The 21,327-nt window shown below is 57.8% G+C and carries 24 protein-coding genes and 2 tRNA genes; 4 read left to right on the forward strand and 22 right to left on the reverse strand.

From position 1 onward, the window contains the following. Positions 1 to 249 (forward strand): integrase core domain-containing protein (locus DHN12_RS21905; RefSeq protein WP_159090158.1); only part of this gene is annotated, 249 nt, incomplete at its 5' end. Positions 250 to 375: 126 nt separating this feature from the next. Here the strand turns inward: DHN12_RS21905 and DHN12_RS21910 are convergent. From DHN12_RS21910 to DHN12_RS21940, 7 genes are all read right to left on the reverse strand, one after another. Beyond that, entirely contained in the window at positions 376 to 1,578 is a 1,203-nt protein-coding gene (locus DHN12_RS21910; protein ID WP_108862089.1) for an integrase arm-type DNA-binding domain-containing protein, read from the reverse strand. Between the two features lie 165 nt (positions 1,579 to 1,743). Beyond that, positions 1,744 to 1,818: transfer RNA gene (locus DHN12_RS21915), tRNA-Phe, on the reverse strand. Positions 1,819 to 1,897: 79 nt separating this feature from the next. After that, the gene (locus DHN12_RS21920) at positions 1,898 to 2,080 is read right to left on the reverse strand and encodes a DNA gyrase inhibitor YacG (protein ID WP_058275399.1); all 183 of its coding nucleotides are present in this window, start codon (positions 2,078 to 2,080) and stop codon (positions 1,898 to 1,900) included. Further along, on the reverse strand, positions 2,077 to 3,099 hold the full coding sequence (locus tag DHN12_RS21925; protein ID WP_108862090.1) for a ribonuclease E/G: 1,023 nt from the start codon (positions 3,097 to 3,099) through the stop codon (positions 2,077 to 2,079). The genes DHN12_RS21920 and DHN12_RS21925 overlap by 4 nt, the downstream gene beginning before the upstream one ends. Then, positions 3,096 to 3,674: a nucleoside triphosphate pyrophosphatase gene (locus DHN12_RS21930; protein WP_058279387.1), complete on the reverse strand. Its 579-nt coding sequence runs from the start codon at positions 3,672 to 3,674 to the stop codon at positions 3,096 to 3,098. The genes DHN12_RS21925 and DHN12_RS21930 overlap by 4 nt, the downstream gene beginning before the upstream one ends. An 11-nt stretch (positions 3,675 to 3,685) precedes the next feature. Further along, the gene (gene infA / locus DHN12_RS21935; protein ID WP_005978431.1) at positions 3,686 to 3,904 is read right to left on the reverse strand and encodes a translation initiation factor IF-1; all 219 of its coding nucleotides are present in this window, start codon (positions 3,902 to 3,904) and stop codon (positions 3,686 to 3,688) included. 91 nt (positions 3,905 to 3,995) lie between these two features. Further along, positions 3,996 to 4,871 (reverse strand): carbon-nitrogen hydrolase family protein, encoded by an 876-nt coding sequence (locus tag DHN12_RS21940; protein ID WP_108862091.1) that lies wholly within the window; start codon positions 4,869 to 4,871, stop codon positions 3,996 to 3,998. Between the two features lie 497 nt (positions 4,872 to 5,368). Here DHN12_RS21940 and DHN12_RS21945 point away from each other — a divergent pair, with 497 nt between their 5' ends. Then, positions 5,369 to 5,728, forward strand: a complete 360-nt coding sequence (locus DHN12_RS21945) for a CHAP domain-containing protein (protein WP_306346077.1) — start codon at positions 5,369 to 5,371, stop codon at positions 5,726 to 5,728. A 139-nt stretch (positions 5,729 to 5,867) separates the two neighbouring features. On the opposite strand, the gene DHN12_RS21950 is transcribed toward DHN12_RS21945, so the two are convergent. From DHN12_RS21950 to DHN12_RS24680, 10 genes are all read right to left on the reverse strand, one after another. Beyond that, complete coding sequence (locus DHN12_RS21950) at positions 5,868 to 6,461, reverse strand: GNAT family N-acetyltransferase (RefSeq protein ID WP_108862093.1); 594 nt, start codon at positions 6,459 to 6,461, stop codon at positions 5,868 to 5,870. Next, on the reverse strand, positions 6,454 to 6,852 hold the full coding sequence (locus DHN12_RS21955; protein ID WP_108862094.1) for a ketosteroid isomerase-related protein: 399 nt from the start codon (positions 6,850 to 6,852) through the stop codon (positions 6,454 to 6,456). Before DHN12_RS21955 ends, DHN12_RS21950 begins: the two co-directional genes overlap by 8 nt. Positions 6,853 to 6,854: 2 nt before the next feature. Further along, entirely contained in the window at positions 6,855 to 7,307 is a 453-nt protein-coding gene (locus tag DHN12_RS21960; protein WP_108862095.1) for a low molecular weight phosphatase family protein, read from the reverse strand. A 3-nt stretch (positions 7,308 to 7,310) separates the two neighbouring features. Continuing rightward, positions 7,311 to 7,790 carry a UPF0262 family protein gene (locus DHN12_RS21965; protein ID WP_108862096.1) on the reverse strand — a complete coding sequence of 160 codons (480 nt, stop codon included), beginning with the start codon at positions 7,788 to 7,790 and terminating at the stop codon, positions 7,311 to 7,313. A 68-nt stretch (positions 7,791 to 7,858) separates the two neighbouring features. Beyond that, complete coding sequence (locus DHN12_RS21970; protein WP_108862097.1) at positions 7,859 to 8,659, reverse strand: hypothetical protein; 801 nt, start codon at positions 8,657 to 8,659, stop codon at positions 7,859 to 7,861. Positions 8,660 to 8,780: 121 nt separating this feature from the next. Then, complete coding sequence (gene hisD, locus DHN12_RS21975) at positions 8,781 to 10,082, reverse strand: histidinol dehydrogenase (RefSeq protein ID WP_108862098.1); 1,302 nt, start codon at positions 10,080 to 10,082, stop codon at positions 8,781 to 8,783. 60 nt (positions 10,083 to 10,142) lie between these two features. After that, a complete protein-coding gene (locus tag DHN12_RS21980; protein ID WP_234416745.1) occupies positions 10,143 to 10,610 on the reverse strand; it encodes a GNAT family N-acetyltransferase in 468 nt (155 codons plus the stop codon). 43 nt (positions 10,611 to 10,653) lie between these two features. Continuing rightward, positions 10,654 to 11,130, reverse strand: a complete 477-nt coding sequence (locus DHN12_RS21985; RefSeq protein WP_058275388.1) for a DUF2948 family protein — start codon at positions 11,128 to 11,130, stop codon at positions 10,654 to 10,656. Beyond that, the gene (gene murA, locus DHN12_RS21990; RefSeq protein WP_108862100.1) at positions 11,127 to 12,395 is read right to left on the reverse strand and encodes a UDP-N-acetylglucosamine 1-carboxyvinyltransferase; all 1,269 of its coding nucleotides are present in this window, start codon (positions 12,393 to 12,395) and stop codon (positions 11,127 to 11,129) included. The genes DHN12_RS21985 and murA overlap by 4 nt, the downstream gene beginning before the upstream one ends. A gap of 6 nt (positions 12,396 to 12,401) precedes the next feature. Beyond that, entirely contained in the window at positions 12,402 to 12,557 is a 156-nt protein-coding gene (locus DHN12_RS24680) for a hypothetical protein (RefSeq protein ID WP_199520031.1), read from the reverse strand. A gap of 83 nt (positions 12,558 to 12,640) precedes the next feature. Here DHN12_RS24680 and DHN12_RS21995 point away from each other — a divergent pair. Further along, a tRNA-Thr gene (locus DHN12_RS21995) sits at positions 12,641 to 12,715 on the forward strand. 545 nt (positions 12,716 to 13,260) lie between these two features. On the opposite strand, the gene DHN12_RS22000 is transcribed toward DHN12_RS21995, so the two are convergent. Genes DHN12_RS22000 through DHN12_RS22015 form a run of 4 tightly spaced genes read right to left on the reverse strand, consistent with a single transcriptional unit; the run spans position 13,261 to position 17,342 of the window. Further along, entirely contained in the window at positions 13,261 to 14,172 is a 912-nt protein-coding gene (locus DHN12_RS22000) for a glycosyltransferase family 4 protein (RefSeq protein WP_108862101.1), read from the reverse strand. 13 nt (positions 14,173 to 14,185) lie between these two features. Beyond that, a complete protein-coding gene (locus DHN12_RS22005; RefSeq protein ID WP_108862102.1) occupies positions 14,186 to 15,172 on the reverse strand; it encodes a glycosyltransferase family 2 protein in 987 nt (328 codons plus the stop codon). 20 nt (positions 15,173 to 15,192) lie between these two features. Further along, positions 15,193 to 16,107, reverse strand: coding sequence for a glycosyltransferase family 2 protein (locus tag DHN12_RS22010; protein ID WP_108862103.1), 915 nt, complete (start codon positions 16,105 to 16,107; stop codon positions 15,193 to 15,195). Next, entirely contained in the window at positions 16,104 to 17,342 is a 1,239-nt protein-coding gene (locus DHN12_RS22015) for an oligosaccharide flippase family protein (protein ID WP_108862104.1), read from the reverse strand. The genes DHN12_RS22010 and DHN12_RS22015 overlap by 4 nt, the downstream gene beginning before the upstream one ends. A gap of 195 nt (positions 17,343 to 17,537) precedes the next feature. On the opposite strand from DHN12_RS22015, the gene DHN12_RS22020 reads away from it, so the two are divergent. After that, positions 17,538 to 18,767, forward strand: coding sequence for a polysaccharide biosynthesis/export family protein (locus tag DHN12_RS22020; protein WP_108862105.1), 1,230 nt, complete (start codon positions 17,538 to 17,540; stop codon positions 18,765 to 18,767). A 1-nt stretch (position 18,768) separates the two neighbouring features. On the opposite strand, the gene DHN12_RS22025 is transcribed toward DHN12_RS22020, so the two are convergent. Continuing rightward, the gene (locus DHN12_RS22025) at positions 18,769 to 21,306 is read right to left on the reverse strand and encodes a PAS domain-containing hybrid sensor histidine kinase/response regulator (RefSeq protein ID WP_159090161.1); all 2,538 of its coding nucleotides are present in this window, start codon (positions 21,304 to 21,306) and stop codon (positions 18,769 to 18,771) included. Positions 21,307 to 21,327 lie beyond the last annotated feature (21 nt).

Consider the following 21,327-nt stretch of genomic DNA (forward strand, 5'->3'; position numbering starts at 1 on the left):
GTTGGCGCCCAGACGGCTTACATTGAACCTGGGAGCCCGTGGGAGAACGGATACTGTGAAAGTTTCAATGGCAGGTTCAGGGACGAGTTGCTCAACGGTGAGATCTTCTACAGTTTGCGCGAAGCACAAATCCTGATCGAACAATGGAGGAGACACTACAACACAAAACGCCCCCACAGTGCTCTGGGCTATCGCCCGCCAGCGCCCGAAACCATCATCCCGATGGATCACAGGCCGATCATGCACTAACAATCAACTTGGACCAGTCAGATGAGGCTGCTCACGATGATGTTCTTCACATCAACAAAGGTCAGGAGTCTTCGCCACCCGATCGATTCCTGACTCAGGGTAATAAACTTTTCAGATTTCAACACTTCACCGATCATTCTGAGCCGCCTCTTTCATTCTGCATAACTCACCCGCCCACCAGTCTGCCATTCTCACCCGTTCCTCCCAGTGTTCTCCCCGAACATAGGCGCGTCGCACGTCGTTGCCCTCAACATGGGCCAGAGCACGTTCAACCGCGTCTGCAGCCCACAGACCGCTTTCGTTTGCGAAGGTGCTGAACGTTGCCCTGAAGCCGTGTGCGGTTATCTGATCGGACGAGTACCCCATCCGCCGGAGTGCAGCGTTCAGAGTGTTTTCCGACATGGGTTTCTTCCAGGACCGCGCGGAGGGAAACAGATAATCGCTTGTTCCCGTATGACAATGCAGTTCTTTCAGCTGATCCAGCGCCTGCTGCGGCAACGGAACACGGTGAGGGCGGCGCATTTTCATTCGTTCCGCCGGGACACGCCATGTCGCCTCCTGACACTCAAATTCATCCCATGTCGCCAGTCTGAGCTCTCCGGGGCGCGGGGCCAGAAGGGCCAGGAGATGTAGCGCGTGTTTAGTCGCAGGCTGACCCGAGAAAGCGTCGATCCGGTTCAGAAGCAGGCCAAGCTCTTTCGGATCAAGTATCGCTGATCTGGAGCGCACCTGAGGACGGATAAGCGCGCCCTTAAGTGCCTCTGTCGGATCCTTTTGCGCCCGTCCGGTCGCAATTGCATAGCGGAACACTGAGCCGATCGTGCTCCGGAGCCGGCTGGTTGTTTCATAGGTCCCTTTGCTCTCAACCTGCCTTAGCAGGCGCAGAACATCCGGGGTCTCTATCTGCGCAACAGGGCGCTCTGAAAGCACCGGCTCAGTCTGACTGACGAGCCAGTTCAGCTTCTTCAGAGTGGCAGGCGCCCGCCCTTCTTTTTCGAGCTTTGCGACATACTCCCGGGCCACCACGCCAAAGGTCACTGCGCGTTCCCGTTCGGCCTCAATCCGTGCCAGTTTCCGCTCCTCTCCCGGGTCTTTGTCTTCCAGCAAAAGCAACTTCGCGGCATCACGTTTTTCGCGTGCAAGTTTGAGGCTGACAAGGGGGTAAGGACCCAGAGACAGGAGCTTTTCTCTACCCCCAAACCGGTACTTGAGCCGCCAGAGCCTGGACCCGCCCGGATTGATCAGCAGGTGCAGACCGCCCCCATCGAATATTTTGTAAGGTTTTTCGCGGCTTGCGGTGTTTCGGATGGCTGTATCGGTCAACGGCATAGGAACAGGAATCGAATTAATGTGGTTTTGAAAATACCCCCGGAAATACCCCCAGATCGTCTGGCTGCCCCCGGAATCACCTGAACGACGCTGGACTCAGAATGCAGCAAAATCATGGCGTTACCGAAAATATCGGACAGTGCTGGACGCTGCTGAAAGTATAAATGGTGCCCGGGGGCGGAATCGAACCACCGACACGAGGATTTTCAATCCACTGCTCTACCCCTGAGCTACCCGGGCACGGGAACGGCGTTTGCCGTTGGGTGGAGGCCTTCTATGACTTGCTACAGGCAGTGTCCAGAGGCTTTTTCACATTTTTTCAATGTGGACGTTGTTGCTCTGGTTCGGGATCGGAGACTTCTGTTTCAACGTCCTCTTCCCGCTGCGATGGAACCGCGTAGGACCCGTTCAGCCACTTGGCCAGATCAATATCAGCACACCGTTTCGAACAGAATGGCCGAAACTCGGTTACAGACTTTTCTGCGCAGATCGGGCAGCTCATTTCAGAACTTCCGACAACGGGATACGGCCGCGTTTGCGCTGTAGCTCGTAGTGGCCAAGAGGGGTCCAGCCTGCCAGCGTGGTTTCGACCGAATCTGCCTTCAACGCAGCGCGCAGAGAGGCCTCGAACCCACGGCGATCCTTTTTGGGCATTGGTGCTAGGTCCAGAGTGATTTGCCCCCCAAGACCGCGAACGCGCAAGGCACGGGCAAGCCCCTTGGCACAGGCGAAATTTACTTTGGTTCCGGCTGCCATCGACGTGTCGGACCCGGTGTTGACATCCACAGCGACCAAGGCCCGGGTGGGCTGAATATATAGATACCCGCCTCCGGGCAGTGGCTCGGAAATACCACGCGCCACGTCCAATGCATCCACTACGCCATGCGTTTCGAAACTGCCCGGCTGTGTCACAACCTCAGCTGGGTAGGTCCAGTCGCGCCAAGCCAGAACGTGGGGTCCGTCACCTTCCAGCAGCAGCTCGGGCTCAGTTCCCAGATCGTTCAAAACCTGATCCGCATGGGCCAGCATCGCGCCGATATCTTCGGCGATTTCAGCCGCGCCTTCGCCCTCACAACAGGACCGCAGGATCAGGCCATGGCTGCTGCCCTCCATGCTCTCATGAGCGATTTCAAGAAGGCGGTCACGCTCATCTTCGTCGTGGATGGAACGTGAGATATTCAAACCGGGCGCATCAGGCGTGACGATCGCATAGCGGCTTTTGAACAGAACCCGATCGGTCACTGGCAGCGCCTTACCGGGTTCGGCATAGCCCGTCACCTGAACCAACATCAGTGCACCGGGTGCGAGCCCTTTGATCTGTCGTAGAAAAGCCGGACCGTTAGGTGTGGTCAGGAACATGCCGCCCTGCCCTTTGACCGGTCGGTCGGCACGGGCACGGTAAATCGTACCCGGCGCGGGCGCGTCAGCTGCAATCAGGAAATCGTCCAGCTGACCGTCGACCATAAGGGCGGCAGCTTCGCGGTTTTCGATGTGATCCAGAACAATGGTTCGACCCTTCATGACACCTCACGATACAGGGGATAGCCGATGCCTTGCAAAAGCGCGGCAGTCTCGGACAGGGGGAGCCCCACGATGCCGGTAAACGAACCAGAAATCCAAGGGATGAAAGCCCCGGCAGGGCCTTGAATGGCGTAAGCGCCTGCTTTGCCCTGCCAGTCTCCGGTCGCCAGGTAAGCGTTGATTTCAACGTCTGACAGGCGTTTGACCTTGACCTGAGACACAACATCACGCTGTAGAACGCGGTCCCCGCATCGTACGGCGACCGAGGTGATTACGCGGTGCCGTCGACCGGACAAAGCATGCAGGAATTCAGCCGCCTGGCCCGCGTCTTCCGGTTTTCCCAGAATACGGCGACCCAGTGCGACAGTGGTATCCGCACAAAGAGTTACATCGTCGCCATCGGCCTGTACCGCCTGCACTTTTGCCCGCGTAATGCGATTGCAATAGGGCACCGGCAGCTCACCTTTCAGCGGCGTTTCATCAATGTCGGGTGCACGGATGGCATCGGGCTGCACGCCAAGCTGGGCCAACAGGTCCAGCCGCCTTGGGCTGCCCGATCCTAAGATAAACGCCATTGCGGCAGGCGTTACTTGAAGCGGTAGTTGATCCGACCCTTGGTCAGATCATAGGGGGTCATCTCGACCTGAACTTTGTCGCCGGCCAGAACACGGATGCGGTTCTTGCGCATCTTGCCTGCCGTATGTGCGATGATCTCATGGCCGTTTTCCAGCTCGACCCGAAACGTCGCATTAGGCAGGAGTTCCTTCACGACACCGGGAAATTCGAGCGTATCTTCCTTGGCCATGTTGTCTCCACATTTAAGTTGCACCCGCAGAATCTGCGGGGATGTGCGCTTAAATGAGCCTATTTTGGCCCTATTTCAAGGGCGGAATCACCTATAGGGCGGATATTGTGACCGAATCGACTCGGGGTGATTGCTCATCCCAATGAGTTCGGTTGAGGACATGGCCATCGGAACGCACACAGGCGATGGCCGACATGTCGACCTCAGCATAAGTCCAGCCGGGTTGGTTCAGGGTGCCTTCGGCCAGCACTCCGGTCGCGGGAAAGCCCTTGTCCGGTGGACCAAATATACCGCCAGTGCCGGTGTTCAGGTCAACGACTTCGGACCAATCATTAACGCCCACTAGGGACGACATCACCGTAACGCATTGATTTTCTAATGCTCTGGACATCGCGCCGATACGCACACGCCAATAGCCTGACAACGCCTCGGTGCAGGACGGGACAAGGATAAGGTCTGCCTCGCTGAGAGCACGACCCAACAGCGGAAACTCACTATCGTAACAGATCAGCACCCCGATTTTGCCCAGCGCAGTATCAAACAGCTTCAGCGGGCCGCCAGAGGCAATATCCCAAGACTCGCGTTCGAACCGGGTCATGATCTGTTTGTCCTGGTGGTCCTGTTTGCCATCTGGGGCATAGAATGCAGCCCGGTTCACAGGTCGCTCGGGGCCATCCACAACCGGGGCCGATGCGCCCAGAATGTACGCCTTGTACTCCTGTGCGAGGCGCTGGTGCAGGTTTCGCACTTCCTCCATCCGATCCGAAACCGCGTGGATTGACCGCCCCAGATCACCCGCCACCTCGGCCCCGTCGAGCGTCGACAGCTCCATCGCGCCATATTCAGGAAAAACCAGCAGGTCCGCCCCCTGCCCCGCGGCGTCTGAGATCCAGCGGTCCAGCTTGTCCTCATACTGCGCCCAGCTGTCGAGCCAATCGAGGTTATAGGCGGCAGTAGCGACTTTCATGGGCTATCCTTGCGGTCCAAACTCGGGCGAATTTATGTGTGAGTTCGCGGTCTGTATAGCCCCATCCTGTCAACATGTGTATTGAACGAACAACACCACTGTGAGCCCAGTGCTGACTTCTTGTTCAAGCGCAACATCCATCACAACGATTGCATATGCGTCTTCCATCTCAGCCATTGAGTTAATAACGGCACAGGGAACTGGCAAAATCTTGCTGGAGAATTGGCAGGCCCCTTTTCAATTTCGGTCAAATCATCGTAGAACCCCGTTAGTCTTCGAAGCGGCAATGAAGCATCTTGGAATACAGCGCCCACAAAACAAATACGATTTGGCCGCGCGTGTCCGGCACCGCCCGAACCGCGATTGCGGTGGGAGTTTGTTGTATTGTCTCCGCCTGCTCCGAGCGTCCAACCGATGCGGACCTCAATCCGGAACGTCAGTCAATGGCTTTGCGGGAGGTCGCGCAAAAGCAAGCCCGGGGGCAAAGGGTGTGGTGCGTGCCCTACGCACGTAACCTCAGCGGCATCCAAATTCGCGGCAACGCCAAGGATTGGTGGGGAAGGGCGCGCAGTGCATTTGAACGCGGCAATGAACCAGCTGTCGGTGCTGTGATGTCGTTTCGAGCAACCAGCGGGATGCCCTTGGGTCATGTGGCTGTCGTGTCGGATATTGTCACGGACCGGGAAGTCATTGTGAATCACGCCAACTGGCACCGCAACAAGGTATCGTTGAAAATGGGCGTCAGGGACGTATCCAAACACAATGATTGGACCTTGGTCCGGGTCGAAACTCAGCCGGGCCGGTATGGCAATTTCTACCCAGTGAACGGGTTTATCTATCCGAAAGATGACGGGTAGCTCAATTTCTCTTCGCGTCTGCCGCAAGGCATCGGAATGCGCCACGAGCGTTTCCTGCTTCGGCCGTGAATAGCGAGCACTTACCGTTTGCGCGGGGAGGTCTAACGTCGATATCGTCCGCAGAGCAGACGAAAACTATCTACAAATCCCGCATCCAAAACTGCAGTCGCTTTGCTGTCTCGCCCTCTTCCCCTACATCCTTCCACAAAAACTGCGCGATCACACCGGGCAGTGGCTCATATCCCCGCGCGCGCCAGAAGGTATCCAAGGGGCGAAAATTATCGGGCCGCATTGGGTGGTCGGGCGCGCGCTGTGCACTGCAAAAGGCACATTTTCTGTAGCCCAGCTTGCGCGCGTGTGCCTCGCGATGGTCAAAGAACTTATGCCCAACGCCCTGCCCCCGATAATCCGACAAAAGGACGGATTCGGCACAATAGAAGATTTTGGCCAGATCTAGGCCCGAGCCTTCAAAGGCGGCGGCAAAATCGTCGGCGTGATCGGTCAGAGGGGCACCGGTCGAAGCGCCTATCAGGCGGTCACCATCGAATGCTCCAACAACGACTGCTTTGTCGCTGTCACGGTAAGATTGCAGGTACTTCCGCTCGTAGTTGACGTCGCCGTCATACAGATACGGCCACGCACGAAACACCCGAATCCGCAAACGCGCCACATCGTCCAAGGCATCTGTCAGCGCCGCCCCGGTCAGGGGGCGGACAGCTGTGACCTCAGCCATTCGAAACCTGCTTGGTCCAGTCAGCGAGGTTGTAGAACGTGGTAACGCGGGTGATCTTGCCGTCTTTCACGTCAAAGAAGGACCCGGCGGGCAAGCGATAGGATTGACCGCGGGCTTCGGGCAAACCCTCATCCGTCTGCAGATAGGTACCGTTCACAGTGAACTCGGCCGCAGCGCGAGTACCGCCTGCGGCCTCAAACACCACGATGTCCGTCAAGTGTTCCTTATAGCAGCGGTTCATATGGGCGCAGAAGGCTACAAATTTTTCCTTGCCTGCGCGAATCTGGCCTTCGTTCACGTGATGCGCCACGTCATCTGACAGGCATGCCAGCATGCCGTCGACGTCACCAGCATTGAAAGCGTCGAAATAGGTCTTGACGGTTTGGTTCATGGTCACTCCGTAGGTTTGCCCCAGCGGCCTTTGAGATGCTGAATGATCTGGTCGCGGGTCTGTCGGTAGTGAATTAACTTGTCTGCGCGGCTTTCGCCCAGTCCGGTAGGGTCCATTATTGGCCAATAATCGACATCCAGGTGAAAAATGCGGGTCAATTCCAGCGCCTGACGCTGACTGGCCGGTGACAACGCAACGATCAGGTCGAACGAGCTGAGGTCGTCACCCCATTCCTGCATCTCATCAAACGAGCGGGACCGATGGCGGGACAGTTCAACGCCAACCTCCTGACAGACCGCGATGCAAAACCCGTCAATCTCAAGGTCATTTCGCACACCGGCGGATTGTACGTAGGTGCCGGTACCATAGAACTTTTTCATGAGCCCTTCGGCCATAGGGGACCGAACCGCGTTATGGTCGCAACAAAACAGGACCGACTGCGGTAAAGGCTTCACGCGTCAGCCCCCGAAATGCAGCACGCAGATCAGCGTGAACAGGCGACGCGCGGTATCGGTATCTATGTCGGCCTTACCTTCAAGTCGCTCCTGCAAGACGCGGCTGCCTTCGTTGTGGATGCCGCGACGGGCCATGTCGATGGTTTCGATCTGGCTAGGCGGCAGGGTCTTTACCGCGTTGAAATAGCTTTCGCAGATCTGAAAGTAGTCTTTGACCACCTGGCGAAACGGCCCCAGCGACAGATGAAACTCTGCCGCCTTTTCTTCGGCCTCTGTGGCAATGTCGAAAACCAGCCGTTTGTCGCGGATCGATAGCTGCACACGGTAAGGTCCGTCGGGCACGACACGGTCATCGCGTACAGGCAGCGCAAAGCTGTTTTCTTCCAGCAGATCATAGATCGCAACCTTACGCTCCTGCTCGATTTCGGGGGTCGGCGGAGGCAGGTTTCGGTCATCTAGTTCGATGTACGAGATACGAGTCATAATGCGTGGTCCGTTCAGGTCTGGACAGACTTATAGCAATAAAAATTAATGAACAACGCAAGAGCAGATCAAATCGGAAACACCGCAGGGTCGATTTTATGATTTTTCAGAAGCTGATCGATCAGAGAGCCTTCATTGAAGCTTTTAACACCTGAAAACATCCGTCGGAACCACGATCCATAAAAGTGAATCGACATCTTGTCCTGCCACTCGAGAAAATCGAGCTTTGAAATGTCAGGGTCGTTCCACAATGCGCGGAAGCGAGGCGGAATAGAATACAGCTCGGTACGGGGCGTTGCCATCGCACTCTCATCGCCAAGGGACACGAAGTGATACAGCATTGGGGGCCCCAAACTGAACAAGGGCAAACTCCAATACGTGGACCTGCCAAAAATGCGCAGATACGCTTGCTTCTGTTCTTCTGGCCACCAGGGCGGAATAAGATCGCTTTCGAATGCGAAATGGCACATCTGCTTTAAGGCCGGGCTTTCAGACGGAAAGGCCAGTACGCCATTCATTAGTCGTTTTTTCTTTCGATTTCCTTGCGGAAACAAGTAACCTTGGTTGGTCTCGAACGGTCTGAGCGCGTAGGCATCGGCATCCACCCAGATATAGTCGGTATCCTGCATAAGCTTCAGGCGGAACAAATCCGCGTGAACGGCAACGGATCGGGTGATCGGGTCGCAGTAAATCTCGGACGTGTCAAAAATTTCGCGTGCGTCGCACGCCTCAATGTAGTCCGGAATGTCCTCTAGGTCGCCATAGTGGTAGACGATCGGCTTCTGGTCCACATCTGCAAAGGACTTCAGGCACAAATGCTCCAGAAAACTAAACCGCTTGCCGATCCAGAGTGTTGCCACGCGTTCCAAGTCTGGCTCCTATGTGTCAGGTCCTTCGGTCAAGGCGCCGTTGAACAACAGGTTGTTTCAAGTCCCTACCTAGATAATCCGTGCAGGTTCGCGGCGGGTGTGACCCTTAGGCCATAAGGATTTAGCCGTTCAGACGCTTCAACCGCGCCGTTACTGAAAGTCCATGCGCCTCGAGGCTTTCGGAGTTGGCCAGCTGTTCGGCTGCGGGTCCAATCGCACGCAGGGCGTCAGGTGTCATCTGGCTCAGGGTCGTACGTTTGAGGAAATCCATCACACTGAGGCCCGACGAGAAACGGGCCGAACGCGCTGTTGGCAGCACGTGATTGGGACCACCGACATAATCGCCAATGGCCTCCGGTGTGTACTGGCCCAAGAAGATCGCCCCGGCGTGGACAGTCTTAGCGCTCAGCGTCACTGGGTCCGCCACGCACAGCTCCAGGTGTTCGGGCGCGATGCGGTTCGACAATGCCGCTGCTTCGTCCAGATCACGTACGGTGATTATCGCGCCAAAATCACGCCAGCTTGCGCCCGCGATGGCGCGGCGCTGCAGAGTTTCCAGGCGTTTATCGACAGCTTTGGCGACAGCTTGTCCAAATCCTGCGTCATCTGTAACCAGGATCGATTGCGCGCTTTCGTCATGTTCTGCCTGGCTAAGAAGGTCCAGTGCAATCCAGTCAGGATCGTTGTCCTTGTCGGCGATGACCAGAATCTCGGACGGACCGGCAATCATATCGATGCCAACCTTACCGAATACGCGGCGCTTGGCGGCGGCTACAAATGCGTTGCCCGGACCCGTGATCTTGTCGACCGCTGCAATTGTGTCGGTGCCATAGGCCAGTGCGGCAATCGCCTGTGCCCCGCCAATGCGATAGATCGTGTCCACACCGGAAAGCTGCGCCGCCAGCAGGACCAACGGGTTCACTTGCCCGTCTGGTGTCGGCACGGCAATGGCCAGACGCTCAACCCCAGCGACCTTCGCGGGGATTGCGTTCATCAGCACGGAAGACGGGTACGATGCCAGCCCGCCGGGCACGTAGAGACCGGCAGCCGACACAGCTGACCAACGCCAACCCAGCATTGCGCCCGACGAATCTGTCCACTCGTGATCCTCTGGCAACTGCTTTTCGTGATAGGATCTGATGCGCTCAGCGGCCAATTCCAAAGCAGCCCGATCTTCGGACGAGACCTGATCCACAGCCTCGGTGATCTGTTCAGGGCTGAAGGCCATTGTTTCGGGCGTCAGCTCCAGCCGGTCAAACTTGGCGGTCAGCTGGATCACCGCCGCATCGCCACGTTTCCGCACGTCATCGATAATCCCGGCGACAACGGCGTCCACATCCGGGCTGTCCTCGCGCTTGGCGGACAACAGTGTTTTGAAGGCGGTCTCGAATTCAGACGACGTCGTGTCGAGGAAAACAGGCATGTTCTGGCACTCCGGAGCGTTTGATCGGGACATACCGCCCAGATGGGCCGGCCTCAACCCTCAGTCCCGTAGGTGCAGCGATTTGCGCATACCCAGACAGGACACGTCATTGCGCTGACTGCAACCTCCGGTGGTTTCCCAGCCGTGCCGCGCATAGAAACCCTGTGCCGTTTGGGTGGCTTCAAGCTGCCCCTCGGTACAGCCAAGGGCGATTAGTTCCTGCTCAAGCGCCTTCAACAAAGCGCCGCCAATACCCCAACCAATGTGATCTGGATCGATATACAAAAGCGTGATTTCTCCGGCTTCGGTCAGCCCACCGACTGCCGCAGGCTGCCCGTTATTCTCAGCAAGCCAGATTTGCGCCCCGTTCCTGATCCAGCCTCTGATCGTCTCCGGATCCTTGTTAGCGACCCATTGTGCGATCACCTCAGGATTATCCTGATGGTCCGCCTTACAAAGTTCGGTAATTGACCGGATCAGAACGCGGCTCAGATCGAACACGTCGAAAACGGTCGCACGGCGCAGCACCAGACCCCGTGGGGGTCCGGTGAATGCCTGCGCTATGCCGCGCTTATTCCGGATGGTGCGGTGCCTGACCGGATGGGGCCTGATACGGTCGGGTCACGTCCTTGAGGGTGACATCCAGCGCCTCGACCGACAAGCGGATCGTACCGTCTCCCGCCAGTGTCAGCATGATCTGCCCGGCACCGTCTTCGCCTGCTTCGAAATCAATCGACAGCAGGGACATCACCATTTCCTTGTCGCCGCGTTCGACCCCCTGGCTCGCCACAGATAGTACTGAATCGAAAACCAGAACCGACTGCACCCGTTCAAACGGGCGGTCGCGGCGGGCAGCGGCATCCTTGTCTTCCCAGCGGAACCGGTTCAGCAACAGGCCAAAGCGACGCTCAGAGGGCCGCCACGTCATCTCGGTGATTGGGAAAATCGCATCCTGCGCCAGGGTCGAAATCACCTGAAGATCATCGGCGTCCTCGGCCCCCAGATTCAGTGGGGCTTCGCGTCCGTCTTCGAAACTTGCATCTGTCATTGGCCTTTGATCCGTTCAATCTTTGCGCCCACGCCTTCCAGCTTACGCACCACATGTTCATATCCGCGGTCCAGATGATAGACCCGACTGACTGTCGTTTCCCCTTCAGCCGCCATTCCGGCCAGAATCAACGAGACTGAGGCCCGCAAATCCGTCGCCATCACGGGCGCTCCCTTCAGACGTTCAACCCCGGTCACGGTCGCCGTGCCACCGTGCACTTCAATATTCGCGCCCATGCGCACCAATTCCGGGGCATGCATAAAGCGGTTCTCAAAGATACGCTCTTCCAGAACCGAGGTACCTTCGGCCGTACACATCAAAGCCATCATCTGCGCCTGCAAATCTGTCGGGAAACCGGGGAATGGCTCGGTCACAACATCCACAGCGTTAACACGGCCGTTCTTACGGGCAACCTTCAGGCCTTTTGGGGTTTCTTCGACTTGCACTCCCGCCGCATCCAGCTTGGCCGCAAAAGATTCGACCAAAGCCATCCGACCACCCAACAACTCAACCTCACCACCGCACATCGCGGGGGCCAACATATAGGTGCCCAGTTCGATCCGGTCGGTCACCACCTGATGCGTCGCACCGTGCAAGCGATCAACGCCCTGAATCTCGATGGTCGAGGTCCCCTCACCCGAGATTTGCGCGCCCATCTTGCGCAGACATTCGACCAGGTCGACAATCTCAGGCTCGCGCGCGGCGTTCTTCAGAACGGTCGTGCCTTTGGCCAGCGTGGCGGCCATGACGATGTTCTCAGTCGCGCCCACCGAGGCAAAGCGCATCTCATGCACTGCGCCTTTCAGCCCACCCGGGGCATTGGCGTGCAAGTAACCGTCTTTAAGCTCGATCTCGGCGCCCAGCGCCTCAAGCCCTTCGACGTGCAGGTCCATCGGCCGCGCACCGATGGCACAGCCACCGGGCAGCGACACAACAGCCTGTCCAAAACGCGCCAACAAAGGACCCAGCACCAGATTGGACGCCCGCATCTTGCGCACGATCTCATAATCCGCCGTCTGACTGGTCAGGTCATGGCTGGACATCGCCAGCACCTGCCCGTCCTGCAGCGAAGACACTTCTGCCCCCAGCGATTGCAACAGCGCAGTCATTGTTTTGATGTCACTCAGTCGCGGCGCATTGGTCAGCGTCAGCGGTTCTTCGCTGAGCAACGTTGCAGGCATCAGCGTCAGGCATGCGTTCTTGGCCCCCGCAATCGGTATCTGACCGTTCAGCGGCCCGTTGCCCGTTACCAAAATCGAATCCATCTGCTCTTATCCCTCGTCCTTGCCGGTCTTGTCCTCGGATGCCGCCCGCGCCTTGGCTTGCGCCTTGCGCCGCGCCATATTCGCCTTAAGCGCGGCCTTAAGCCGTTCTTCGCGCGCGTCCCCGGATTTACCGTCTTTTTTAGGTGAATTTTTGTCTGCCATTGTCTTTCTCTACAGGAGACGAAAAAAACCGTCCAGACACCCTTGCGCCGCGTTTCGTTTGAGTCTAATCACCCGCCCACAGCGCTGCTGTAGCTCAGAGGTAGAGCACTCCCTTGGTAAGGGAGAGGTCGAGAGTTCAATTCTCTCCAGCAGCACCATAAAATCAAAGACTTATAGGATTGTCCGCGTGCGCCCACAGTGGACAGGCGACCACATGGGGGCCATCGCACAGGATTGCTCATCCGATGGCTACGTTGCGCCGATTGGCTTGAGCATTCGATGATAGGCTGCACCTACCTGACTAACCCGCCCCCCGGCCTACCCCCACAGTCAGCCTTGCGTGTGCCATTGAGGCTCGCCGACTTTGCGGGGCATGATTTTCAAAGGGCCATCCCTTCTGAAGTAAGGCTCTCGGTGTTCTTTGAAGGCTGTCGGATTGGGGGCTCGGGACGAATGCCCGCTTCAGCCCGACAGTGGACGTTCACACAAGACGGAGCTAGGTCCGAGGTGCGGACATAGCTGCCGTCCACTTGGCACAAGGCAATAACCGCTCGCAGTCCACAGAGGGCACCAAGATGTACTGCGCTAAGTAGGCTCGCGCACAAAACGCAAAGCTGGCCTCAGGCAATTTCTTTGAAATCACAGTTGATTTTGCAGCGAATGGCTCGGCAATAACGCAAAAGATCCAGTGTCAAATTTTGATTCAGCTGCTTTTCTCAATAGTGTTGGAAAGCAGAAAATTATTGATCGCAAGTCGCCAATCATAAGGGTCAAGGTTGCAGAATGAAACTCTCGTATCTCCTTCACGGTCACGTAACCCATCAACTTTACTGGCGATCACATTGCGCTTCGCGGCAAGCGCTTCGTCCAGCACAAGTCCGTAAGCCTCCCAACGCGACGGAATCGCAACAATATCGACGGCTTGATAGGCCTCTGCAGGGTCCTCGGCGTGGCCCCGAAATTCTATGCGCGGGTCACCCTCTGCCAGTGTCTCAAGGTATAAACGCTGACTGCCTTCGCCAAAGATCAACAAACGCGCGCCCGGCGTTCGGGTTAACCGAAAGCCTTGGATCAGGATGTCGAAGCCTTTCTGCTGCTCGAGCCGCCCGATGGCACCAATTGTGGTCTTTGACTTGGGAGGCATCGTGTTGCGCGACAACTGCTCAAGATCAACGGTCGGAGGAATGACGGTCAGCTTTTCCGAGGCGGCCAGGCGTCTTTCCTTCATCCAGCCCGACTGCGAATGGCTGACCGCGACCACCTGATCGAAGAAGGAATAGATCACCCTCAGCATTGCAAAGAACCGACGTTTGTGTGGGACATTCAGAGTGGTGAATGCCCGGGTGTAACTGTGTTCGACATGGACCAGTCGAGTGTCCAGATGCATTGCGCGAAGCGCCGAGAACGCGGGTAAGCTTCTCCAGCTTGGTACGACGTGGGACACGATGACATCCGCATTCAGTTTGCCCCAAGAAAATGCAGTCCGTTTGACCTTCAACACCTTTTGATCGACCGTTTCGGACAGATCTGATTGCGCCAAAAGATGGTCGAGCATCCGCATCACGCCGCCCGCTGTCGTGTCGTCCACCAGGTGGAGTATCTTTTTCTGTTCCATGATGACGCCTCTCTCAGATCGATTGCAGTTTGGATTTCATTTGTCCCAGCCGGGTGATTGGGCCGGGTCCAAACGTTTTCAACACAAGAGCTGCGGCGAAAGTGCTGAACGTTTTCACAGGTTCCTCAAACACCGGGCGGAGGCTTTCCTGGACGCTGCGTGCAAACAACTCCCAAGCTTTGTCCCGATCGAGGTTGGTGATAGCCCGCCGCGCCAGATAGCGCAGCTGATAAGCACGGGACGAGGGTTCGTGCCGGGCAAAGAATTCAGGGTTCAGCGGGCGCAGCTTCGCGACCATCCTCTCCCACGCCTCTAACTGGCGATCTAAAGCCGCCGAAAGCCCGCCTGCATTGATCCGGTAGTGGGTCAGCAGCCCCGGAACACCTTCGATCTGCCAATCGGTCTTCAACATCAGCCGCATCCAGCATTCGATATCTTCGGACTGCCGGAAGGTCTCATCGAAGACCCAATCCCGCTCGGTTTCAAAGCTCGGGCGGTAGGCCAAAGCCTCCAGCACTGTCTTTCGAATAACGGCCGCCGATCCGTTGCCGATCGGGTTGCGGTTCAGAACATGTGCTGCGGTCACATTCTTCAGGCGGGGTGCTTGTTTGATCCCCATCATGCACCCCGCTTCGTCGATCAAGGCACTGCCGGAGTAACTAACCCCCACGTCCGGTTCGGCCTTGAGATGGTGAATATGAGCCGCCAGCTTCTCGGGCATCCACAGATCGTCGGCGTCGCATAAGCCGACTAATTTACCCCGCGCGGCAGCGATGCCAGTATTTCTTGCCCCCGCCAGCCCACGATTGGCTTGCCCGACAAGTCGTACGCGTGTGTCGCCTTGGTGCGCGCGAGCAATCTCGGAGGTCGCGTCCTGCGATCCATCGTCGACGATGATGATTTCGAAATCGTCATAGGTCTGCGCCTGCAGTGAGGCGAGCGTTTCGGCCAAGGTTGCTTCGGCATTGTAAGCGGGTACGACGATGGATGCTGTGGGCATGGTGATCTCCTTCAGAATTCTTAAGAAAACAACGCGCTTTTGATCGCTTGCGGTAGGATCGGGGCCAGCGCGGCCCCTGCGGCGGTAGGCAGTCCTCGGCGCAGGGGCAGCAGAAAACTGCGCGCATGCAGGCTCAAGCCTTTGCGTGTGTAAGACAGCGCCTGACCCTGATGCCCTAACCGCAACGCCCGGCGGGCGAGATAGCGCAGATAGACGGCCTCGGACGACCGCGACGGGAACACGCCATATGATGCGGCTGTTTTGACCGCGTAGGCCCGCCCAGCGCGCATGGCGGCCAAATCCGAGGACAAGCCCCGGGCGCTGGTGCGATACCAGACCTGAAATTGATCCACCCCTTTGATGGTGAACCCTTCGCCTGCGAGGCGGATCAACAGCTCCAAGTCTTCGTTATGCACCGTTCTCGCGTCCAACCCGCCAACGGCGTTAAAGACCTCGCGACGGATTGAAAGGTTGGACATGGTGCAGACCGGGTTCTCAGCCAACAGGTCCTGAATGGTCAGTGGTGCGTTAGGAACCCTCGAGCATGTCTGAGAATCTCCGAGCTGATCGGCGAAGAACCTGATCTGCCCAAAAACCGCATCCGTCGAAGAGGATTGGAAGGCTTCGTTCAGCTGCGCCAGCTTGTCCTTGTGCCACAGATCGTCTGCATCGCAGAACGCCAGCATGTCTCCCTTGGCCAGTTCGGCCCCATAGTTGCGGGCGGCACTTGGGCCATCGAAGGGGCTGCTTGCGATCCGGATACGGTGGTCTTGGGCAATGTGATTCAGCACAATGGACAGGCACGCCTTCGAGGGACGATCGCCGACGCAGATCGCCTCCCATTCCGTGAAGCTTTGCGCGCGAATGCTGGTCAGCGTGTCAGCAATTGTGTCCGCATCGGTGTGAAACGGCACGATGATGGTAAAGCGGGTCATTGGAAGCCGAACCTCTCTGTTGTCTTTTGATCCCGAGGCAGCAGAACCCAAGAGGCGATCAACATGAGGGCAGCACTGGTCATCAGGTATCCAATCGCCACCGGCATCAGCCCGAACGGCGCCATGATCGCGGTGTTGAGGATCAATGCGAATGCAAGGGCCGTGCTGACTCGTAGCTCGGTGATCGCGCGGTTCTCGGACCGCAGCCAGCCGGCCACGGCGGACCAGATGACGCTGGGCAATGCGGCAAGGCACAAGACCGAAACCACCGGTGAAATCTGCTGCCACTCAGCACCCAGCAGCAGCGGCACGTAGATCGGTGCAAGCGCGGCTTGCAGCAAAACCAACGGGCTCAGCACCAGGAGGGACGTGCCGAGCCCATGACGCAGCGCCTTGGTTTTATCCGGGGCTGCGCAAAGATGTGGGAAAAGAACGACTGAAAAGGCCTGCGTGAACGATGTCGCCAAGCCGAGCCCAGCGTTGAAAGCCATGAAGTAGATGCCAAGGCTCTCGGCCCCCAGCATCGCGCCAACCACAAGCTTGTCGGCCTGCAAACGCAGAACTTTGACAACCTCAACCCCCAGAACAGCCCAGCCAAAGTCAACAAAGGGGCGAAGGGCGGCAAACCCGCGCGGCGCGTTTGATGCCCAGGGACGTAGACGGCGCATCAGGACCAGCCAAATCGGGGCGGCCAGCAATCGGGGCAGCACCAAAGCCAGCGGCGAGGCCCAGAGCAGCGCCAGTAGCGCGGCCATAGCATTTGCGCCAACCACCTGCCCTCCGGCAACAGCGGCTGTCTTTTGTAGCTTGCCCTCACGCATCGCAAGCGCGGCCTGCACCAGACCGGCGGGCATGAACAGGTACTCTCCGGCCAGAATAGCGAGCAGCAGCGCCAGGGTCTGGTGCCCTATCGCATAGAGGGCAATGGCGATGGTCACCTGCAGCAAAAACAGTGCCCCGCACCAGACCCAGAAGATACGATGCGCGGTGTTGCAGCGCTGTTCCAGCTCGGACTGCGGGGCTTGGATGATCCTCTGCCCCACGCCGTTCTCGGTTAGCGCCTTTAGGATATCCCCTGCCGCGAGGGCAGCGGCAGCCAGCCCTATAGCCTCGGGGCTGAGAGTGCGGGCCACAACCACGACCACCGCAAGACGTGAGGCTTTTGCCGCCACTTCGGACACCGCATAGGCTAGCAGGTGCCGCAGGAAACTGGAATGTACCAATCGCTGAGTCATATCGCCAAGTGTCCAAAAACAGTGTTGGGATCAGTTCTAATTGGCAGCAACATCCCTGTCCCAGACGCGGGCGGACAGCCAGACGAACCATCGGGCGAGCGACCTATCCGATTGGGATAAACGGCAATCCCGATGCCGGTCTGACACACATCAAGACACTGCTGTAGCTGTGGATGCAGTTCAGGAGAGTTCAAAATGAAACGACATTTCAAAGTTTTGGTTTTAGGGGCCGTCAGCGCGATTGCTCTGTCGGGTTGCAGCAGCATGAAGACCCCGCGCAACATCGAACCCGTCGCAAAAGGCGAAAGCTATCAGGCCCAGTACCGTGCCCCATCACGGCGCCGGGCAAATGCGCCCTTGCTGCAAGCGGAACACTTGAACGGGCGCGCCTGTATGCCTCCGACCGGGGATCAGGGCACAGACGCCTTTGCCAAATGGTCTAAACCCGCGCTTAGCCCTTTGCTGGGCGAGAAACTTTCGCGCAATGATATGGTACAGATCACAATCGACGGAGATGAGCTTCTCAGCGACACCTATGTTGTGTCCCGCGATGGCGACCTGAAGCTGCCGTACCTGCCGCCGGTGCGCGCGCAGGGCAGAACGACCGAGCAGGTCGAGCGGGACGTGGCCCGGGTTCTGGTAGCCGCACAGTTCTACGACAGTACCCCGCGCGTCACGGCGCGCATCAGCGATTTCGCCTCGGTCACTGTCGGCGTGAAAGGCGCGGTGTTTGAACCCCATTCGGTCGAGATCGGAGGCATCCCCGGCGACGCACTGGATCGAGGGCGTCAGGGCGTGCTGGGTGCCTCGACCGAGGCGCGCAACCTCTCGGTCGCCATTCGCGCTTCCGGAGGTGTGCGCCCGGATGCGGATCTGTCAGCAGTTGAGCTGCACCGGCAGGGCACGATCTACCGGATGGACCTGCGCGGGGTGTTCGAAGGCTCGGATCCGACCGACATCATGCTGCTGACCGGGGATCAGATCGTGATCAACAGCCGAGGGTGTTTCCAGGATGATTTGATGCGTCCCAGCCCGATCAGCCCGCCCGGCGTAACGCTTTATATGTCCAACCTCACGCAACCTGCCACCGGCAACGCAGAGTCAGCCATTGGAAGAGACGTGCGTGAGGTACCCTATGGCACGCGCTACCTGCAGGCCGTAGTCGATACCAATTGCGTCGGTGGGGCCAAGACCACCAATGCCAATCGCAGCGCGGTCCTGTTCACCCGCAACCCGATGACCGGGAACTCGATCGTTATTGAACGCAATATCGAAAAGCTGCTGCGACGTGGGGATCGCGATGACTATGACCCCTATGTTCTGCCAGGAGATGCGATTGCATGCTACGACAGTAAGGTTACCGGCCTGACCGAGGTCGCCCGCGCAGTTGGCATCGTCGGCGCAGCGGCGCTGCTGGCGCCCTAAGTCAATCCCAAGCGGGCGATGATTTCGCCCGCTCCCAAGCAGTGGAGACTGCAGCGAGTTTGTTAGTGATGTCTTTGTGTTCTTTGGCTGCAGTCTCTACCGCAACTAACGCCTCTCGAAACTCTTCCACGCCGAAGGTTGCTGCACTCCCAGCCAATTTGTGACAGGCCTGAGCTATTTGACTTAAATCTGTCTGGTCAAATGCCCCGGTTTCTAGCTGTTCAACCAATTCATCCCCTTCGGCAATGAACTTGGCATGCAGGCGGGCAAAGACTTCAGGGCCGAGGCTGCCTTTCAACTCCGCTAACGGATCTGGCTGCGCATGCTCCGAAATCTGCCCGTCGGTGCGCGTGACCACCGAAAGCGCCCTGCGCAGGGCATTCAGCGAAATCGGTTTTCCAATGAAAGCCGTCATACCGGCGGCGCGAAAGGTCTCAACCGCATCTGGCAGGACATTGGCCGACACAGCGATAATCGGCACATCGGTCGACTGCCCCTGACCGCCACGAATATGGCGCGCAGCGGTTGGCCCATCCATCACTGGCATGCTGATATCCATCAGGATCGCATCGAACCTCTGACTGCTGGCCTTGTCGACGCCAACCAGCCCGTTCTCCGCCGTAGTTACACGGTGCCCGTCCAGCGCAAGCATATTGCAGATGACCTCGAGGTTGATCTCGTTGTCTTCGACCACCAACAAGTTCAGCGGGAGAGCGGTCTCGGTATTGATCTGAGCAGCTTCTAGCAGTTGGTCGCGCGCTGACGGCTGTAACGGTATCCGCAGCCAAAAAACGCTTCCTTCGCCCAATGTGCTTTCCGCCCCCATCTCACCACCCATGGCCTGCGCGAACCTGCGGGCAATTCCCAGGCCAAGCCCGGTCCCTCCGACCGTTCGACCGATAGAGGGATCGCTGGTGTAGAAGTCATCAAAAATGGCGTCGATCTCATCCTCGGCGATGCCAGCCCCGCTGTCGATCACACGCACTTCGTAGACATGCGCCTTACCCTGACCGCAAGGTTCACATCTTTCGACCTCGATCGACACACGGCCATTTTCGGTAAACTTGATCGCATTACCCACAAGGTTCAGCAGAATTTGCCGCAACCTTTGCACGTCAGTCGCGACATGCGGATAGGCTCCGCCCACCCATTGCCACGAGATTGAATTGCCGCGCGAGGCCGCATTGCCGCTTTGACCATCCACAAGGTCCTGCAACATCGCGTTCAGGTCGGTTGGCTCGTGCGCGACAGACAGCTTGCCGGCCTCGAACCGAGCAATATCCAGCACTGCATCCACATGATTTTGCAGAACCTGGCCCGAGATCTCCATGTTGCGGACAAACTGAGACTGCTGTTTGGTCGTGCGTGTATTCTTGAGAAGGGTGAGGTTGCCCAGCAACCCGTTCAACGGGGTTCTGATCTCATGACTCATAACAGTCAGAAAATCCGACTTGGCCTTTTCCCCGGCAAGGGCACGGTCGCGGGCCGAGACAAGCTCTTTCTGATCCGCAACGCTTTGTGAGATATCGCGGACAAAACCGATAACAATTTCCTCCTCCCCGGCCTGAGCGGATTGCAAAGCGAGTTCGACGGGAAATACATCGCCATTCTTGCGCAACGCCTCAAGTTGAACGCGACCCTTGCCAACCACGTGGCGGTCGCCCCCGCTCTGCATCCGCTCCATGCCTGCATCATGCGCCGCGCGTAGATGCGCAGGAACAATCAAGTCGCCGATCGAACGCCCTTTGGCCTCATCTTCGGAATACCCGAAAATCGCCTGTGCAGCTGGGTTGAACTCCAGCACTTCGCCGGCGGCGTTCACCACGATCACGGCATCCAATGAGGTAGAAAGGATCGTATTCATGCGCTGGTTGGCCTGCTGGATTGCCCCACCGCGTCGATCTGCCTTGCGATTGACCACCAAGAGATAGGCGCTGACCGCGGTCAGCGTCAGAAACAATCCCCCGGACAAAACGGCCAGTTGAAACAGGCTGAGCGCGGTTTCTTCACGGCGCTGATCCGACTGGCTTGCAAAGTACGAGATCGCCGAGACCGAAAGCTCTCGCACTTTTTGAGCGATCCCCTGCGCGCCGTCATAGAGAACCGGCAGCCCCGCCTTCAACCCAGGGTCCTCAGCATCGATTGTAGGCACCGAGACCTCCAGATATGCGGAGACGTCGTTCAGAGGTTCAGCGAATTTCGGGTCACTTCGCAGCGTTTCAAACAGACGCGAGGTGTCTAGAATATCGATACGGCTGTAAAAAAGATCGAAACGGCGCCGGACAAGGTCCAGGTTTTCTGTGCTTGGCTCTGCGTCCGATACACCCGTCTCAAGCGCGTTGAGGTAGAACAGGAACTCGACCTCGACCTGCGTCAACGTCCATTGCACGTTATCTGTCTGGGCTGACTGCCGGTCGCTTAGGTCAGATATCACCTTGACGGACAGCAACACGACCAAAGCAAGGGCGCCCAAAACGGCGATACCGATGAGCCCGAGAGCCCACCGGCGCCGCGAGTGGTATTGGAAATTTCTTGTCAAAGTCTTGCCCGTATCACCCAC

This window comes from Ruegeria sp. Alg231-54, from assembly GCF_900143525.1.
Lineage (GTDB): Bacteria > Pseudomonadota > Alphaproteobacteria > Rhodobacterales > Rhodobacteraceae > Ruegeria.

Bases quoted from the DNA above. Each gene is read 5' to 3' on its own strand.
- DHN12_RS21910 (WP_108862089.1), bottom strand. From the start codon at position 1,578: ATGCCGTTGACCGATACAGCCATCCGAAACACCGCAAGCCGCGAAAAA.
- DHN12_RS21920 (WP_058275399.1), bottom strand. From the start codon at position 2,080: ATGAGCTGCCCGATCTGCGCAGAAAAGTCTGTAACCGAGTTTCGGCCA.
- DHN12_RS21925 (WP_108862090.1), bottom strand. From the start codon at position 3,099: ATGAAGGGTCGAACCATTGTTCTGGATCACATCGAAAACCGCGAAGCT.
- DHN12_RS21930 (WP_058279387.1), bottom strand. From the start codon at position 3,674: ATGGCGTTTATCTTAGGATCGGGCAGCCCAAGGCGGCTGGACCTGTTG.
- infA (WP_005978431.1), bottom strand. From the start codon at position 3,904: ATGGCCAAGGAAGATACGCTCGAATTTCCCGGTGTCGTGAAGGAACTC.
- DHN12_RS21940 (WP_108862091.1), bottom strand. From the start codon at position 4,871: ATGAAAGTCGCTACTGCCGCCTATAACCTCGATTGGCTCGACAGCTGG.
- DHN12_RS21950 (WP_108862093.1), bottom strand. From the start codon at position 6,461: ATGGCTGAGGTCACAGCTGTCCGCCCCCTGACCGGGGCGGCGCTGACA.
- DHN12_RS21955 (WP_108862094.1), bottom strand. From the start codon at position 6,852: ATGAACCAAACCGTCAAGACCTATTTCGACGCTTTCAATGCTGGTGAC.
- DHN12_RS21965 (WP_108862096.1), bottom strand. From the start codon at position 7,790: ATGACTCGTATCTCGTACATCGAACTAGATGACCGAAACCTGCCTCCG.
- hisD (WP_108862098.1), bottom strand. From the start codon at position 10,082: ATGCCTGTTTTCCTCGACACGACGTCGTCTGAATTCGAGACCGCCTTC.
- DHN12_RS21985 (WP_058275388.1), bottom strand. From the start codon at position 11,130: ATGACAGATGCAAGTTTCGAAGACGGACGCGAAGCCCCACTGAATCTG.
- murA (WP_108862100.1), bottom strand. From the start codon at position 12,395: ATGGATTCGATTTTGGTAACGGGCAACGGGCCGCTGAACGGTCAGATA.
- DHN12_RS24680 (WP_199520031.1), bottom strand. From the start codon at position 12,557: ATGGCAGACAAAAATTCACCTAAAAAAGACGGTAAATCCGGGGACGCG.
- DHN12_RS22000 (WP_108862101.1), bottom strand. From the start codon at position 14,172: ATGGAACAGAAAAAGATACTCCACCTGGTGGACGACACGACAGCGGGC.
- DHN12_RS22005 (WP_108862102.1), bottom strand. From the start codon at position 15,172: ATGCCCACAGCATCCATCGTCGTACCCGCTTACAATGCCGAAGCAACC.
- DHN12_RS22010 (WP_108862103.1), bottom strand. From the start codon at position 16,107: ATGACCCGCTTTACCATCATCGTGCCGTTTCACACCGATGCGGACACA.
- DHN12_RS22015 (WP_108862104.1), bottom strand. From the start codon at position 17,342: ATGACTCAGCGATTGGTACATTCCAGTTTCCTGCGGCACCTGCTAGCC.
- DHN12_RS22020 (WP_108862105.1), top strand. From the start codon at position 17,538: ATGAAACGACATTTCAAAGTTTTGGTTTTAGGGGCCGTCAGCGCGATT.